This window comes from Pseudomonas sp. Pseusp16, from assembly GCF_047324915.1.
In the GTDB taxonomy this organism is placed as follows: domain Bacteria; phylum Pseudomonadota; class Gammaproteobacteria; order Pseudomonadales; family Pseudomonadaceae; genus Aquipseudomonas; species Aquipseudomonas fluorescens_CD.
The window spans coordinates 2009952-2026203 of sequence record NZ_CP168522.1; the positions used below are offsets into that span (position 1 = coordinate 2009952).

10 protein-coding genes and 2 riboswitches are annotated in these 16252 nt (G+C 61.9%); of the genes, 5 read left to right on the forward strand and 5 right to left on the reverse strand.

From position 1 onward, the window contains the following. Positions 1 to 76: 76 nt before the first annotated feature. Genes ACEN8Q_RS08955 through cobW form a run of 3 tightly spaced genes read right to left on the reverse strand, consistent with a single transcriptional unit; the run spans position 77 to position 6079 of the window. Positions 77 to 1084, reverse strand: coding sequence for an ATP-binding protein (locus ACEN8Q_RS08955; protein ID WP_413423528.1), 1008 nt, complete (start codon positions 1082 to 1084; stop codon positions 77 to 79). Between the two features lie 57 nt (positions 1085 to 1141). Continuing rightward, positions 1142 to 5005, reverse strand: coding sequence for a cobaltochelatase subunit CobN (gene cobN / locus ACEN8Q_RS08960; protein WP_413705019.1), 3864 nt, complete (start codon positions 5003 to 5005; stop codon positions 1142 to 1144). A 3-nt stretch (positions 5006 to 5008) separates the two neighbouring features. Then, on the reverse strand, positions 5009 to 6079 hold the full coding sequence (gene cobW, locus ACEN8Q_RS08965) for a cobalamin biosynthesis protein CobW (protein ID WP_413705482.1): 1071 nt from the start codon (positions 6077 to 6079) through the stop codon (positions 5009 to 5011). A gap of 102 nt (positions 6080 to 6181) precedes the next feature. Further along, a riboswitch (cobalamin riboswitch) is annotated at positions 6182 to 6395 on the reverse strand. A gap of 195 nt (positions 6396 to 6590) precedes the next feature. Further along, positions 6591 to 6815, forward strand: a riboswitch (cobalamin riboswitch). Between the two features lie 121 nt (positions 6816 to 6936). Here cobW and ACEN8Q_RS08970 point away from each other — a divergent pair. From ACEN8Q_RS08970 to cobM, 4 genes are all read left to right on the forward strand, one after another. Beyond that, entirely contained in the window at positions 6937 to 7128 is a 192-nt protein-coding gene (locus ACEN8Q_RS08970) for a CbtB domain-containing protein (protein WP_413423532.1), read from the forward strand. A gap of 11 nt (positions 7129 to 7139) precedes the next feature. Beyond that, positions 7140 to 7847, forward strand: a complete 708-nt coding sequence (locus ACEN8Q_RS08975; RefSeq protein WP_413423534.1) for a CbtA family protein — start codon at positions 7140 to 7142, stop codon at positions 7845 to 7847. Beyond that, entirely contained in the window at positions 7844 to 8257 is a 414-nt protein-coding gene (locus ACEN8Q_RS08980; protein ID WP_413423536.1) for a cobalamin biosynthesis protein, read from the forward strand. Before ACEN8Q_RS08975 ends, ACEN8Q_RS08980 begins: the two co-directional genes overlap by 4 nt. An 85-nt stretch (positions 8258 to 8342) precedes the next feature. Continuing rightward, positions 8343 to 9089, forward strand: coding sequence for a precorrin-4 C(11)-methyltransferase (cobM, locus tag ACEN8Q_RS08985; protein ID WP_413423538.1), 747 nt, complete (start codon positions 8343 to 8345; stop codon positions 9087 to 9089). Between the two features lie 157 nt (positions 9090 to 9246). Here the strand turns inward: cobM and nfuA are convergent, their stop codons facing one another. After that, the gene (gene nfuA / locus ACEN8Q_RS08990) at positions 9247 to 9831 is read right to left on the reverse strand and encodes a Fe-S biogenesis protein NfuA (protein WP_007912592.1); all 585 of its coding nucleotides are present in this window, start codon (positions 9829 to 9831) and stop codon (positions 9247 to 9249) included. A 202-nt stretch (positions 9832 to 10033) separates the two neighbouring features. Continuing rightward, on the reverse strand, positions 10034 to 12331 hold the full coding sequence (locus tag ACEN8Q_RS08995) for a fatty acid cis/trans isomerase (protein ID WP_413423540.1): 2298 nt from the start codon (positions 12329 to 12331) through the stop codon (positions 10034 to 10036). Positions 12332 to 12486: 155 nt separating this feature from the next. On the opposite strand from ACEN8Q_RS08995, the gene metH reads away from it, so the two are divergent. Further along, positions 12487 to 16197 (forward strand): methionine synthase, encoded by a 3711-nt coding sequence (gene metH, locus ACEN8Q_RS09000; protein WP_413705020.1) that lies wholly within the window; start codon positions 12487 to 12489, stop codon positions 16195 to 16197. Positions 16198 to 16252: the final 55 nt, after the last annotated feature.

Sequence of the window (16252 nt, forward strand, 5' to 3'; positions counted from 1 at the left end):
TTGCCCAGTTTGCCGTGGTCCAGCCGCCCGGCTCGAGGTCTGGCATTCGCCCCCGCGTCGGAGCGAGGGCGAATGCCTAGGGCTTTTTTGGCCAGCTCGGCACTTCACGTCGGGCGCCGACCGCCAGCGCCTGGGCAGGCAATTCGCCCCACTGGCCCTGCCCTTCGCTCGGGTTGGCGTTCTGCGGTGCAGTGGATTGCGGCGCGTGGGATTCCTGAGACGTCGGCGCCGAATGCTCGCGACGGCGATGGCGCAAAGCGAACTCGGCGACTGCGTCGATATCTTGTTCGGCGATAGCGTTTGCCCCGCGCCAGGCGGCGTGAGCCCGTGCGGCACGCAGCCAGACCAGATCGGCGCGCAAGCCATCGACGCCGGCGGCAAAGCAACGTTCAGTGATACATGCCAGCGCCTGGTCGTCGAGGGGAATGCTTGCCAGGGCGTTGCGTGCGTTCTGGCAACGTTCGCGCAGAGACGCCTGCGCCGATTCCCATTCGACGCAGAAAGCTTGCGGATCGCTGTCGAAATCCAGGCGACGGCGAATGATCTGGCCTCGTTCTGTCGGAGCTGTTTGGCCACTCAGGGCGACGTTCAAGCCGAAGCGGTCGAGCAGTTGCGGACGCAGTTCACCCTCCTCCGGGTTCATGGTGCCAATCAGCACGAACTTCGCCGAGTGCCGATGGGAAATGCCATCACGCTCGACCAGATTGGTGCCGCTGGCGGCCACATCGAGCAGCAGGTCAACGAGGTGATCAGGCAACAGATTGACCTCGTCGACGTAAAGCACGCCGCCGTCAGCCCTGGCCAGTACGCCGGGCGAAAACTGCGCGCGACCTTCGCCCAGCGCCACGTCGAGATCGAGGGTACCGACCAGGCGTTCCTCGGTGGCACCCAAGGGCAATGTGACGAACTGACCGCTGGCCAGCAGGTCCGCCAGACCGCGGGCCAGGGTCGACTTGGCCATGCCCCGCGGGCCTTCGATCAGTACACCGCCGATTTTCGGGTCGATGGCGGTCAAGTACAGGGCCAGCTTCAAATCGTCGGCGCCGACCACGGCGGAGAGGGGGAAATGCGGGGTGTAGGTCATCTTCAATACTCGGTCATGGTCGGTAATTTCACAGTCACTTGAGTGCCATGTGGCGCATCAGCTGTCTTCTTCTATATCCAGCAACAAATTCTCCAGCGCCTCGCGGTACTCGCCCGGGTCCTTCCACATCCCGCGTTGTTGCGCCTCGAGCATGCGTTCAGTCATGTCGCGCAAGGCATGGGGATTGTGTTCGCGAACGAAGTCCCGGGTGTCCGGGTCGAGCAAATAGGCATCGGCCAGCAACGCGTACTGGTGATCGTCAATCAACTGCGTAGTGGCATCGAAGGCGAACAGGTTATCGACTGTCGCGGCCATTTCGAACGCACCTTTGTAGCCGTGGCGTTTAACGCCTTCGAGCCATTTCGGATTGGCGGCCCGGGAGCGGATGACCCGGTTCAGCTCTTCCTTCAAGGTGCGAATCTTCGGCAAGTCCGGCTGACTGTGATCGCCATGATAACTGGCCGCCACCTCGCCTTTCAGGCTTTCCACCGCCGCAAGCATGCCGCCCTGGAACTGGTAGTAATCGTTGGAGTCGAGCAGATCGTGCTCGCGGTTATCCTGGTTTTGCAGCACCGCCTGTACCTGGCTCAGGCGCTGAGTGAACTGCTCACGAGCGGCGGTGCCCTCGTCAGCACCACCGTAAGCGTAGCCACCCCAGTTGAGGTAGACCTCGGCCAAATCCTCGCGGGTCTGCCACAGCCGACCATCGATGGCGCCCTGCACGCCTGCGCCGTAGGCACCGGGTTTGGCCCCGAAAATCCGCCAGCCGGCCTGACGTCGCGCCGCGTCTTCATCGAGCCCTGCCTGCAACAAGGCTGCACGCTCGGCGCGCACCTTGGCCGCCAGCGGATTGAGGTCGTCCGGCTCATCCAGGTCGGCGACCGCTTGCACCGCCGCGTCGAACAAGCGAATCAGATTGGCGAAGGCATCACGGAAGAAACCGGACACCCGCAAGGTCACGTCCACCCGCGGACGGTCAAGCAAACTCAACGGCAGAATCTCGAAATCATCGACCCGCTGACTGCCGGTCGCCCAGACCGGACGCACCCCCATCAACGCCATCGCCTGGGCGATGTCATCGCCGCCGGTGCGCATGGTCGCGGTGCCCCATACCGACAGGCCGAGCTGGCGCAAATGATCGCCGTGGTCTTGCAGATGCCGTTCGAGAATCAGGTTGGCCGACTGGAAACCGATGCGCCACGCCGTGGTGGTCGGCAGGTTGCGCACGTCCACCGAGTAAAAATTGCGCCCGGTGGGCAGCACGTCCAGACGACCGCGACTCGGTGCACCGCTCGGGCCAGCGGGGACGAAGCGACCGCTCAGGGCATCGAGCAAACCGCGCATTTCCGCCGGGCCGCAGGCGTCCAGACGCGGGGCGACCACCTCGCGCAGGCTGTCGAGGATGGCTTGTACCTCAATCCAGCCTGCCCCCTGTAGGAGCAAGCTTGCTCGCGATGGAGTGTCAGTCGACACCAATGTGGCTGACACAACATCGCGAGCAAGCTCGCTCCTACAAGGGCCAGGTTTGGTTTGGGAGGGAGCATCCACTGCCTGCGAGATCAGTTGTGTGGCGAACAGCTCGAGGCGTTCGCGGGTATCGCCAGTGGTGCGCCAGAGTTCATGGCTGATCGACAACAAGGCATTCGGTCGAGGCCCGGTCCACGGCTCGGCCAATGCACAATCGAGCGGATCGAACCCCAGCTCGAAAGCCTTGGCCAACGCCCGCAGCAGACTCGACTGCGCCCCACGGCCATCGCCCCGTGGAATGCGCAACAGCGCGAGCAAAGTGTCAATGCGCAAGCGCCCGGTGGGCGATTCGCCGAACACATGCAGGCCGTCGCGGATCTGCGACTCTTTCAAGTCACACAGGTAAGTGTCCAGACGCGGCAACCAGATCGCTGCGTCGGCATCGCTGTCGAGTTGCTCGTCCAGTTGCAGTTCACGGTCGATGTGCGTGTCGCGCACCAGTTGCAGGATGTCGCGCTGCAACTCTCGGGCGCGGCGCGGATCGAGCAGCTGCGCTTCGTAATATTCGTCTGCCAACAGTTCGAGGTTGCGCAGCGGACCATAGGTTTCGGCGCGGGTCAGTGGTGGCATCAAGTGATCGATGATAACCGCTTGGGTCCGCCGCTTGGCCTGGGCACCCTCGCCCGGGTCGTTGACGATGAACGGATAGATGTTCGGCAGCGGCCCGAGCAGTGCATCCGGCCAGCAGTGTTCCGAGAGCCCGACACCCTTGCCCGGCAGCCATTCAAGGTTACCGTGTTTGCCGACGTGGATCACACCGTGGGCGCCATAGGTGTTGCGCAGCCAGAAGTAAAACGCCAGGTAACCGTGGGGCGGTACCAGGTCCGGATCGTGGTACACAGCGCTCGGGTCGACCTGATAACCCCGGGCCGGTTGAATGCCGACGAAGGTCAGACCGAAACGCAGGCCGGCGATCATCATTCGCCCGCTACGACACATCGGGTCGTTCTCCGGCGCCCCCCAACGTTCTTCTACCGCCGCGCGGTTGGCTTCGGGCAGTGCGTTGAACATCGCCAGGTAATCGTCCATGGCCAGGCTTTGTTGGCACGGACGCAAGTCGAGGGTGTCGAGATCGTTGCTGACCCCGCCCAGCAACTGCTGGATCAGGCGGGTGCCGCTGTCCGGCAACTCTGCCGGCAACGGATAACCTTCGGCATGCAGTGCCCGCAGGATATTCAGCGCAGCGGCCGGGGTGTCGAGGCCGACGCCATTGCCGATGCGACCGTCGCGGGTCGGGTAATTGGCGAGAATCAGGGCAATGCGTTTCTCGGCGTTCGGCACCCGCGCCAGTTCGACCCAGCGCCGTGCCAGTTCGGCAACGAAGTCCATGCGTTCCGGCTGTGGCCGGTAGCACACCACATCCGACTGACTGCGCTCACTGCGCCACGCCAGGTCCTTGAAGCTGATTGGGCGGCTGATGATGCGCCCGTCCAGTTCCGGCAAGGCGATGTGCATCGCCAGGTCGCGAGGACCAAGCCCCTGTTCACTGGCGCGCCAACCCGGTTCGTTGTCCTGGGCGCAAATCGCCTGGATCACCGGAATATTGCGGCGAAACGGGCGCAGATGGGGTGCTTCCGGGCTGGATTGGGCGAAGCCGGTGGTATTCAGAATCACCGAGACGTTGGCCTCGTCGAGCCAGTCCTCGACCACGCCAAGGCAGCCGGGCTCTTTCAGGCTCGCCAGCGCGATCGGCAACGGATTCAACCCCGCTGCCTGCAAACGCTGGCAAAAAACATCAATGAAAGCGGTGTTCGCCGCCTGCAAATGCGAGCGGTAAAACAGCACCGCCGCCACGGGTTGATCGGCGTACCAGTCGGCCTGCCAGTCGCGCAGTGCGGCAGAATGTTTGTGCGGATGGTAAATCGCTGTGCGTGGCAGGGTTTGCGGTTCGCCCCAGGTGTAATCACGTGCCAGCCAGCGATTGGCCAGACAGCGGAAGAAGTCCAGGGCGTTACCCATGCCACCCTGACGCAGAAATTGCCAGAGCCGGTCGCGATCCTCGACGCCGACGGTGCTCAGGTCGCTGAGCTCCGGGTCCGGGCGATCATCGCCCGGTACCAGAATGACCTGCACGCCGCGCTGCGACAGTTCGACCAGACGCTCGATGCCGTAACGCCAATAGGCGATGCCGCCGTGCAGTGAAATCAGGATCACCTTGGCGTGACGCAGCACTTCGTCGACGTACAAATCGACCGAGGCATGGTTCTGCACCTGCATCGGGTTGGCCAGGCGCACGCCCGGATAATCGTCGGGCAACTGCTGCGCTGCCTCGGCGAGCAGCGCCAGGCTGGAATCGCCGCTGCACAGGACCACCAGCTCGGCGGGGGTTTGTCCAAGGTCGGCGATGTTGTCATCCGACACGAAACCGCCGGGCTGGGTCCTGAGCAGGTGCATGGCTTACACGCTGAGCGCGGCGCGCAGTTGCGCTTCGAGAACAGTAGCGTCGAGCTCCTGGCCGATCAGCACCAGGCGGGTGATGCGCGCTTCTTCAGCACCCCACTGGCGGTCGAAGTGCTTGTCGAAACGCGTGCCCACGCCCTGGATCAGCAGGCGCATCGGCTTGTTCGGAACGGCGGCGAAGCCTTTGACGCGCAGGATGCCGTGCTGGACCACCAGTTGGGTCAGCGCGTCCATCAGCAGGCTTTCGTCGGCTTGCGGCAGTTCGATGGAAATCGAATCGAAGGCGTCGTGATCGTGGTCATCATGATCGTCGTCGCCATCGTGGTGATGGTCGTGGTGGCTGTGACGGCTGTCGATGTGTTCTTCGGAGCCGGCACCGAGGCCGATCAGCACGTCCAGCGGCAAGCGACCGCTGCTGGCTTCGACGATTTTCACCGCTGGCGGCAACTCTTCGGCGACTTCCAGGCGCACGCGGGCGAGGTCTGCCGGGGCGATCAGGTCAGTTTTGTTGAGGATCACCAGGTCGGCGCTGGCCAGTTGGTCAGCGAACAGTTCGTGCAGCGGCGATTCGTGGTCCAGGTTCGGGTCGAGTTTGCGCTGGGCGTCGACCTGGTCCGGGAACGCGGCAAAGGTGCCGGCGGCCACGGCCGGGCTGTCGACCACAGTGATGACCGCGTCAACGGTGCAGGCGCTGCGGATTTCCGGCCACTGGAAGGCTTGCACCAGCGGCTTTGGCAGGGCCAGGCCGGAGGTTTCGATGAGGATGTGGTCGAGATCGCCGCGACGGGCCACCAGTTCGCGCATCACCGGGAAGAATTCTTCCTGGACGGTGCAGCACAGGCAGCCGTTGGCCAGCTCATAGACACGGCCGCTGGCTTCTTCTTCGGTGCAACCGATCGAGCACTGCTTGAGGATTTCGCCATCAATGCCCAATTCACCGAACTCGTTGACGATCACCGCGATGCGGCGACCCTGGGCGTTGTCGAGCATGTGCCGTAGCAGCGTGGTTTTGCCCGAGCCGAGAAAGCCGGTAACGATGGTGACAGGGAGTTTGGCCAGTGTTTTCATCGGATGCCCTATGGCTAAGGTGGCGGGCATACGGGACGACAACCGGCAACGCGCATGCGGTTGCCTGAAGAGTTCGCCACCGGATCACCCCGCCCGGTTGAAAGTGAGAATCTGTGTCGAGGCAGGTCTCCTGGCTGACGGTGTGCCGGCCTTGAGCCTGGCATTCGCTGCGCCTTCCCGCCGGTCTCATGGATTGAGCCTGCAGTGGCGTGGCAACGAACATCACCGTTCACAGTTGCGGGGGCAGCCGCGGCATCGACCGCGTTCCCTTCTTAGCTTCGACAAACGCCGAAGAACCTCGAAAGCGCAAGGCTACGCATGGTATTGGGGCGGGTCAATGTTCACGTGACTTCTGCGGTGTGCCCTTCGCGAGCAAGCCCGCTCCCACATTTGATCGGGTTCTTTCAGGGGAAAAGGGTCAAGTGTGGGAGCGGGCTTGCTCGCGAAGAACGCAACTCGGTTTCCAGTTGAGAACCCCTGCCAATTGACGCCCAACCCCCGCCCATGCTCTCCTACACACCTTGTTACGGGTGCCCTTCACAGGGTGAAACGGGAAACCGGTGAATCATGTGCTTTACTTCTAAGCCATGTCAGTCCGGTGCTGCCCCCGCAACGGTAAGCGAGCGAAGCATCAGATCCACTGTGCCATCACGGCATGGGAAGGTGATGCTTGCAGGATCAGGCGATGCCTGCCCCCTCGTGAGCCCGGAGACCGGCCCGCAACACAAAAGTGACCAGAACGGTCACTGAAACAACAAACCCGCGGTGGGCGGGCGCTGTTTGAAACGCTGCGCGCCTGGCCGTGCAGGTTTTTGCATGCGCTCTCATTCCCCGCTGACAGACCAGAGGGAAACGCCATGTCGATCATCAGCAGCACCGGCCACACTACAACCAGCACCACTTCTACCCTGGCTCAACGCCTGACCGCCGCCGTCTGCGCGTCGATCCTCGGCGCGTGCCTGGTGTATTTCGCCGGCTTCTCGCACATCGAAGCGGTGCACAACGCCGCCCACGATACCCGTCACAGCTCCGCGTTCCCGTGCCATTGAGACCTGCCAATATGATCAAGCGTATTGCGCAAACAGCAGGTTTCACCGGGCTGCTGGCCGCCCTGTTGCTGACCCTGCTGCAAAGTTTCTGGGTCGCTCCCCTGATTCTGCAAGCCGAAACCTACGAAAAAGCCGAACCGGCCGCTGTTGAAATGCATGAACATGCCGACGGTGCGATGGCTGCCCACACTCATGATGCCGAAGCCTGGGAGCCGGAAGACGGCTGGCAACGCGTACTATCTACCACCGGCGGTAACCTGGTGGTGGCTGTCGGTTTCGCCCTGATGCTGGCCGGCCTGTACACCTTGCGCGCGCCGACCAGAACCTCCCAGGGCCTGCTCTGGGGCCTGGCCGGTTATGCGACATTCGTGCTCGCGCCAACCCTCGGCCTGCCACCTGAATTGCCCGGCACTGCCGCAGCCGACCTGGCGCAACGGCAACTGTGGTGGATCGGTACCGCCGCCTCCACCGCCGTCGGTATCGCCCTGATCGTATTCAGCCGTCACTGGCTGATGAAAGTCCTCGGCGCGGCCATCCTCGCCGTTCCCCATGTGATTGGCGCACCGCAACCGGAAGTGCATTCGATGCTCGCTCCCGAGGCGCTGGAAGCACAATTCAAAATCGCTTCGCAACTGACCAACATGGCGTTCTGGCTGGCCCTGGGCCTGATCAGCGCCTGGTTGTTCCGTCGCAAAAGCGATGGCCAATACCGCGCATGACGGATGTCAGCACAGCGCCGACCCTGGTGGTCGGCCTGGGCTGCCAGCGGGGCTGCCCTGTCAGCACGTTGCGGGCGCTGCTCGACCAGGCGTTGGCGGCGCATCAAATCCCGTTGCATGAAATCAAGGCCCTGGCCAGCATCGACCAGAAACGCGACGAACCGGCACTGATCGAGTTGGCGACGCAACTTGGCCTGGAATTGATGTACTTCAGCAGCGAACAACTGGCCGTTTATGAGGCGCAACTCAGTCATCAATCGCAAATAGCGTTTGAGCGCACCGGTTGCTACGGCGTGGCGGAAAGCGCCGCACTGGCCCTGGCAGAACAACTGGCTCAGGCCCCGGCAAAACTACTGATTCCACGACAAAAATATGCCCAGGCAACACTGGCATTGGCCGGCGCCGCCTGAAATCCCCGATAATCCCCGCCATCGATCATGAACATTCTTCATCTGAAGCCCTGTTCAGCCCCTTTTTTCCCCACAGGAACCGACGATGACCGTCTACTTTATTGGCGCAGGTCCCGGCGACCCCGAACTGATTACCGTCAAGGGCCAGCGTCTGATTCGCAGCTGCCCGGTGATCATTTATGCCGGCTCCCTGGTGCCTGCCGCCGTACTGGAAGGTCATTGTGCCGAACAGGTGGTCAACAGCGCCGAACTGCACCTGGAACAGATCATCGACCTGATCAGGACCGCCCACGCCAAGGGTCAGGATGTTGCCCGGGTGCATTCCGGCGATCCGAGCCTGTATGGCGCCATTGGCGAGCAGATTCGCTATCTGCGTGAGCTGGGCATTGCGTTCGAAATCGTACCGGGCGTTACGGCCACAGCCGCTTGTGCAGCGCTTTTGGGCGCAGAACTGACACTGCCGGATATTTCACAGAGTGTGATCCTGACGCGCTACGCCGACAAAACCGCCATGCCACCCGGAGAGGAGTTCTCCAGCCTGGCGCAGCACGGCGCAACCATGGCGATTCATTTGGGGGTCAGTCACCTGCCGAAGATCGTTGAGGAACTGCTGCCGCATTACGGCGCCGATTGCCCGATTGCGGTGGTGCACCGCGCGAGCTGGCCGGATCAGGATTGGGTGGTCGGGACGCTTGAGGATATTGCCGGGAAGGTTCAAGCCAAGGGCTTTCGCCGTACGGCGTTGATTCTGGTGGGTCGGGTGCTGGGCAGTGACCACTTCAGCGAGTCATCGCTGTATCGTGCGGGGCATGCGCATCTCTATCGCCCATAAGCCCTCTTCGCGAGCAAGCCCGCTCCCACAGGGGAATGCATTGCAAATGTGGGAGCGGCGGTGCGGCGATCCGACTTGCTCGCGAAGGCGTCAGTGAGTTCAACCCATAAAAAAACGGCGCTCACGGGGCGCCGTTTTTTATGCCGCAGCGAACACCTTAGTAGTAGGCGTTTTCTTTCTGCGTGTGGTCGGTCACGTCGCGAACGCCTTTGAGCTCGGGAATACGCTCGAGCAAGGTACGCTCGATACCTTCCTTCAGCGTCACGTCGGCCTGGCCACAGCCCTGGCAACCACCGCCGAACTGCAGGACGGCGATGCCGTCTTCGACCACGTCGATCAGGCTGACCTGACCGCCGTGGCTGGCCAGCCCCGGGTTGATCTCGGTTTGCAGGTAGTAGTTGATGCGCTCGTTCACCGGGCTGTCGGCGTTGACCATCGGTACCTTGGCGTTTGGCGCCTTGATGGTCAGCTGACCGCCCATGCGGTCGGTGGCGTAGTCGACAACGGCATCGTCCAGGAAAGCTTCGCTGAAGTGGTCGATGTACGCGGTGAAGCTTTTCAGCCCCAGCGCGGTGTCTTCGGGTTTTTCTTCGCCCGGCTTGCAGTAGGCAATGCAGGTTTCGGCGTACTGGGTGCCAGGCTGGGTGATGAAGACGCGGATGCCGATGCCCGGGGTGTTCTGCTTGGAGAGCAGATCAGCCAGATAATCGTGGGCGGCGTCAGTGATGGTAATAGCGGTCATGGAAACTCCTCGCAGGCTTGGGCGCAGTTTACGCCAATCAACGCGCCGGACAAAGTCCTAGTATTTTTGTCGGGAAAGATTCCGACAATTCCCCTTGTGGGAGCGGGCTTGCTCGCGAAGACGTCGTGTCAGGCAACCGCGATGGCGACTGATACAACGCTTTCGCGAGCAAGCCCGCTCCCACAGGGGCTCAAGTGGTGTTTCAGAGGTTCTCGTAGCGGTTCATGTCCAGCACGCCCTCTTCCACCGGATCGGTTTCATGGATGTAGCGGCTCATATCGTGGAAATAAGACCAGAATTGCGGATGACTGCGGCGTATCCCCCAGCGTTCGACGATTTTCTCGAAGCTGTCGGTATCCCTGGCGTTCTCCATCGCATCCACAAACGCCGGCACTTGCCCGGCCGGGATGTTGAACATGAAGTTCGGGTAGCTGCTGAGCACGCCCGGGAAAATCGTCAGGGTGTCGAGCCCAGGCTGATAGCGCAGCGATTCGCCGAGCAGGAACGCGACGTTACTGTGGGCACGATTGCGCAGCAGGCTGTAGACCTCGCGTTTGCCGCTACGGGTCTCGATCCGCAGCAGGGTCGCTTCCGGCAATTGATCGATGACTTTGAGTCCCGCCGCCGGGCGCGAAGCCAGGCGGCTCAACGCCTGTTCGGCACTTTGCAGGTCCGGATCGATATTCGGCCGCGAGCAGTAGGCGCCATCGCAGCGGTTGATCGGGTCGGGCCTGGCATTGAGATCGCCATAACGGGCCAGCAATTGTTGGGCGAAATCCCGCTTTGGATCCCGCGGATCAAGCTTCAGTGCAGTCGGCTTGTCATCGTCGATGGACTCGTAGTCCAGCCACATCTTGAATTTGCCACTGTTCTGATACCAGTCATCGAGGTAGCCATCCCGGGAATCGGCGGGCATCAGGCGCAGGAAGTTTTGCTCGGCACCGTTGCGGATCAAGTCGAAATACAGGCGCGTCTGGGCCTGGTGGGAGACGTTGCCGAACACATCGAAGTTCACTGCCAGTTGATAGTAGGTGCGCTCCAGCAGCGGATAGTCGAACAGCCACATCGTTTGCGGCACCTCGCCGATCAGGCCCTTGGTCACCGAAGCACTGTCGAAATGGCGGAAGATACTCAGCAACGCATTGTCGTTGCCGGCCCACAGGGTCGACCAGCTCGGCGCAGGCTGGTCGGCGTAGCTGTCCCGGCGCAAGGCTTCGTATTCATTGCGTTTGTCGCGGTAGTCGTGCCACAGGCTGAGGACGCTGCCGACATCGTCGTTCTGCCCCGGCATGGCCAGCAGCGGCGTAGCCTGCCCGCGATAGTTCGGATCAGTGACATAGAGGTCGTGCTCGGGTGCCTGGAACAACGCCCAGAAATTATCGCGGATCACGTCGGTGGCGATCTGGCCACGACACACTGGCCCACGGATAAACGTGCGCACAAAGTACTCGGCGTTATCGAGCATGAACTGGTAGCGCGCCTGGGCCGGAATCGCTTCGAAGGTGGCAAACGGGTTGGCCCGGCTCTGCGGCCCATAGCCCGGCAATGCGTCGACCTGCCAGTTGCCGCTGTAGAACAGGCTCTTGACCCGCGCCAGCTTCGCCGCATTCAGGGGGTAGGTGATGTGGGTCTTGTGCACGATCACGCCCTGCACCGGCCACAAGCGGTAGTAAAACTGCGTGCCCGGATCATCGTTCGGGCGACGGGTGTTGATCAGGTCGATCGGCTGGCCGGTCGGGGTGCGCGAACGTACCCACTGGAAGAAATGCCCGGGCTCGCCATCCTTGAAATAGAGATGGGCGAGGAACCAGTGCTCGTACAGCCAGCGCCCCACCAGACTTTCCCGGGCGCCCGGCGAATTGAGCAGGTTTTCCCACTGGACCACTTGCCGGGCTTCCGTTGCGCTGGGGGCAAGGTCCTGCCGGTCGATGGGCGCGCCCGCCGCCAACCAGCGTTGCAGTGTCTGGTACTGCTGGTCGGTCAGGCCGGTCACTGCCAGCGGCATGCCCTCCTTCGGATGCTTGGCGGTGTAGCCGTCGAACTCCGCGGGCATGGCACACATGTTTTCCCGGTTCAGGCCCAGGACGATGTCTTCCGGCAGCTTCGCGTTGGGTTGCAACGGGGTTTTATGGCCCAGCTCCAGCATCCGCGCCATCAATGCAGCCTGGCTGCCCTGGGCATCGAGTACCGAATAGAAGCCTTTTTGCTGCCAGGCCTGTTTGCCTGAGGCGTCATAGAACAGCCGGGTCGGTGCAACCGCCTGGCGGCGGTCCCCGTCGTAGACCGGGACTTTCGTCGCGCCACGCGCCGCGCCCTCGCCGCTGCCCAGGTTGAGCTGACAGGCGGCGTCGTTGCAGGCGTGGCAGGCCACGCACTTCTCAGTGAAGATCGGTTGAATATCGCGGCTGTAGGAAATGGCAGAGGAAATCGCCGGACTTTGCGCCACGGCGCCCCAGCTTAAAAACAACAGCAATGTGCCGATGACGAAGCGATACGACATGTCCCTGGTCCCGAATCCTGAAAAACGCCGCGATTCTACCGGTCTGTCACCCCTGCCAACATGAACGATATTCATGCAAAACCGAGCCATGCTCTAAAAGCGCACAGGTTTGCTATCATCCCGGCCCTTCGTCATGGTCTTACCGAGTAGTCCAAATGTCCGATCGCAGCGTTCGCCTTCAAGCTCTCAAGCACGCCCTCAAAGAGCGCATCCTGATTCTCGATGGCGGTATGGGCACGATGATCCAGAGCTACAAGCTCGAAGAACAGGATTACCGTGGCAAACGCTTCGCTGACTGGCCGAGCGATGTCAAAGGCAACAACGACTTGTTGGTACTGACTCGTCCGGACGTGATTGGCGGCATTGAAAAAGCCTACCTGGACGCAGGCGCCGACATTCTGGAAACCAACACCTTCAACGCCACCCGGATTTCCATGGCCGATTACGGCATGGAAGAACTGGCCTACGAGTTGAACGTAGAAGGCGCTCGCCTGGCGCGCAAGGTCGCCGATGCGAAAACCCACGAGAACCCGGGCAAGCCGCGTTTCGTTGCCGGCGTACTCGGCCCGACCAGCCGCACCTGCTCGTTGTCCCCGGACGTGAACAACCCCGGCTACCGCAACGTGACCTTCGATGAGCTGGTGGAAAACTACACCGAGTCCACCAAGGGCCTGATCGAAGGCGGCGCCGACCTGATCCTGATCGAAACCATTTTCGACACCCTGAACGCCAAGGCCGCGATCTTCGCCGTCCAAGGCGTGTTCGAGGAACTGGGCGTCGAACTGCCGATCATGATTTCCGGCACCATCACCGACGCCTCGGGCCGCACCCTGTCCGGCCAGACCACCGAAGCGTTCTGGAACTCCGTGGCCCACGCCAAGCCGATTTCCGTCGGCCTGAACTGCGCCCTCGGCGCCCGTGAATTGCGCCCGTACCTCGAAGAGCTGTCGAACAAGGCCAATACCCACGTCTCCGCGCACCCGAACGCCGGCCTGCCGAACGAATTCGGTGAGTACGACGAGCTACCATCGGAAACCGCCAAGGTCATCGAAGAATTCGCCCAAAGCGGCTTCCTCAACATCGTCGGCGGCTGCTGCGGCACCACGCCGGGCCACATCGAAGCCATCGCCAAGGCCGTGGCCGGTTATGCGCCGCGCGAAATTCCGGACATTCCCAAGGCTTGCCGCCTCTCTGGCCTGGAACCCTTCACCATCGATCGCAGCTCGCTGTTCGTCAACGTTGGCGAACGCACCAACATCACCGGTTCCGCCAAGTTCGCCCGCCTGATCCGCGAAGACAACTACACCGAAGCCCTGGAAGTCGCCCTGCAGCAGGTCGAAGCCGGCGCCCAGGTAATCGACATCAACATGGACGAAGGGATGCTCGATTCGAAGAAGGCCATGGTGACCTTCCTCAATCTGATTGCCGGCGAACCGGACATCTCCCGCGTACCGATCATGATCGACTCCTCGAAGTGGGAAGTGATCGAAGCCGGCCTCAAGTGCATCCAGGGCAAGGGCATCGTCAACTCGATCAGCATGAAAGAAGGCGTCGAGCAGTTCATTCACCATGCCAAACTGTGCAAGCGCTATGGTGCCGCAGTGGTGGTGATGGCCTTCGACGAAGCCGGCCAGGCCGACACCGAAGCGCGCAAGAAAGAAATCTGCAAGCGCTCCTACGACATTCTGGTCAACGAAGTGGACTTCCCGCCGGAAGACATCATCTTCGACCCGAACATCTTCGCCGTGGCCACCGGTATCGAAGAGCACAACAACTACGCCGTCGATTTCATCAACGCCTGTGCCTACATCCGTGACGAGCTGCCGTATGCGCTGACCTCCGGTGGCGTGTCCAACGTGTCGTTCTCGTTCCGCGGCAACAACCCGGTGCGCGAGGCGATCCACTCGGTGTTCCTGCTGTACGCGATCCGCGCCGGGCTGACCATGGGCATCGTCAACGCCGGCCAGCTGGAGATCTACGACCAGATCCCGGTGGAACTGCGCGACGCCGTCGAAGACGTGATCCTCAACCGCACCCCGGAAGGCACCGACGCCCTCCTCGCCATCGCCGACAAGTACAAGGGTGACGGCAGCGTCAAAGAAGCCGAGACCGAAGAGTGGCGCAACTGGGACGTCAACAAGCGTCTGGAGCATGCGCTGGTCAAGGGCATCACCACCCACATCGTTGAAGACACCGAAGAATCGCGCCTGTCCTTCAACCGCCCGATCGAAGTGATCGAAGGCCCGTTGATGGCCGGCATGAACATCGTCGGCGACCTGTTCGGCGCCGGTAAAATGTTCCTGCCGCAGGTGGTCAAGTCCGCCCGCGTGATGAAGCAGGCCGTGGCGCACCTGATCCCGTTCATCGAACTGGAAAAGGGCGACAAGCCGGAGGCCAAGGGCAAGATCCTGATGGCCACCGTAAAAGGCGACGTGCACGACATCGGCAAGAACATCGTTGGCGTGGTGCTGGGCTGCAACGGCTATGACATCGTCGACCTCGGCGTGATGGTCCCGGCGGAGAAAATCCTCCAGGTGGCCAAAGAACAGAAGTGCGACATCATCGGCCTGTCCGGCCTGATCACGCCGTCGCTGGATGAGATGGTCCATGTCGCCCGCGAAATGCAGCGTCAGGACTTCCACCTGCCGTTGATGATCGGTGGCGCCACTACCTCCAAGGCGCACACGGCGGTGAAGATCGAGCCGAAGTACAGCAACGATGCGGTGATCTACGTCACCGACGCCTCCCGCGCCGTGGGCGTGGCGACGCAGTTGCTGTCCAAGGAGCTCAAGGCCGGTTTCGTCGAGAAAACCCGCCTGGATTACATCGAGGTTCGCGAGCGTACGTCCAACCGCAGTGCCCGCACCGAACGCCTGAGCTATGGCGCGGCCATCGCCAAGAAGCCGCAATTCGACTGGGCGTCCTACACGCCGGTCAAACCGACGTTCACCGGCTCGCGGGTGCTGGACAACATCGACCTCGACGTCCTGGCCGAATACATCGACTGGACACCGTTCTTCATCTCCTGGGACCTGGCCGGCAAGTTCCCGCGCATCCTCCAGGACGAAGTGGTCGGTGAAGCCGCTACCTCGCTGTACAACGATGCAAGGGAAATGCTGCGCAAATTGATCGATGAAAAGCTGATCAGCGCACGCGCGGTGTTCGGCTTCTGGCCGGCCAATCAGGTGCATGACGACGACATCGAGCTCTATGGCGATGACGGCAAGCCAATGGCCAAGCTGCATCACCTGCGCCAGCAGATCATCAAGACCGACGGCAAGCCGAACTTCTCCCTGGCCGACTTCGTCGCGCCCAAAGACAGTGAAGTGACCGACTACGTGGGTGGTTTCATCACCACCGCCGGCATCGGCGCCGAAGAAGTGGCCAAGGCTTACCAGGACGCTGGCGACGATTACAACTCGATCATGGTCAAGGCCCTGGCCGACCGCCTGGCCGAGGCATGCGCCGAGTGGCTGCACCAGCAAGTGCGTAAAGAACACTGGGGCTACGCCAAGGATGAAGTGCTCGATAACGAGGCGCTGATCAAGGAGCAGTACACCGGCATCCGTCCGGCACCGGGTTATCCGGCCTGCCCGGACCACACCGAGAAGGCCCAGCTGTTTGCCCTGCTCGATCCAGAAGCCCAGGAAATGCGCGCCGGCCGCAGTGGTGTATTCCTCACCGAGCACTACGCCATGTTCCCGGCGGCGGCAGTCAGCGGCTGGTACTTCGCTCACCCGCAGGCGCAATACTTTGCCGTGGGCAAGATCGACAAGGACCAGGTGCAAAGCTACACCTCGCGTAAAGGCCAGGAGTTGAGCGTGACCGAACGCTGGCTGGCGCCGAACCTGGGTTACGACAACTGAGAACCTGACAGGAAACAACCCCGGCGCCGGGAAGACCGGCGCCGGGGGTTACCAA